Consider the following 764-nt stretch of genomic DNA (forward strand, 5'->3'; position numbering starts at 1 on the left):
CATCCAGGTGGTGTCATTACTGAAGAAGCAAAATATCCAATTGGCCATCAAAGACCTGTTTGAATACCAGACTGTGGCGCAGTTAGCCGATTTTATAGAGACAAATAATAAGTTTATTTCAGATGTGGGTTTAGCAGAGCAGCTCAAAGAGAAAATATCTGCTGAAGGTAAAGAAGTCGAAGAAGGATTCCTTTAATGGATACAGTGATAGAAATAATAAATAAAGCCAAGGCAAATGGTATTGTCTTGTACTTAAAAGAAGATAAGCTGGCTTATGTATCTGAAAAAGGGAATTTTACAGATAGTTTAAAAACTAAAATTAAAAACCATAAGCAGGATATTATCGATTATCTTGCTGCTAAAGCGAATGAAAAGCCTGTGGAAGTAGAACCCTTCTCCTTACTACTCGATAGTGAAAAAGACTTGAATTCATCTGATTATGATGATGTTTATCCAATGTCAGCGTTGCAATCGGGAATGGTGTTCCATACTCAGCTAGATGACTTCAGTGGAACTTATCATGACTTAAATGGCATGCATATAAAATGTCCTTGGAACCAGAATCATTTTGAAACAGCGCTTAAAGCTTGTGTATTGCGGCACCCGTTGTTGAGGACAGGCTATAAGCTTGATAGTGAACGACCATTACAGTTGGTTTATAAAGCCCGGCCATTACCGTTAATGGTTGAAGACATTCGCGATAAGAGCGAAGCCGAGCAGGACGCTTATCTAGCACAATGGCAAGAGTCCCGTAAAACCCATGT

2 protein-coding genes are annotated in these 764 nt (G+C 38.7%); both read left to right on the plus strand.

Annotation, left to right across the window (positions count from 1 at the left end):
* The coding region (locus tag AN214_RS22780) for a hypothetical protein (RefSeq protein WP_161805714.1) at positions 1–196 on the plus strand (196 nt) is incomplete at its 5' end.
* Positions 196–764: condensation domain-containing protein (locus AN214_RS21790; protein WP_152960850.1), on the plus strand; the 569-nt coding region annotated here is incomplete at its 3' end. The genes AN214_RS22780 and AN214_RS21790, both read left to right, overlap by 1 nt.

Origin of the sequence: Pseudoalteromonas sp. P1-9 (assembly GCF_001399975.1) — a bacterium.
In the GTDB taxonomy this organism is placed as follows: Bacteria; Pseudomonadota; Gammaproteobacteria; order Enterobacterales; family Alteromonadaceae; genus Pseudoalteromonas.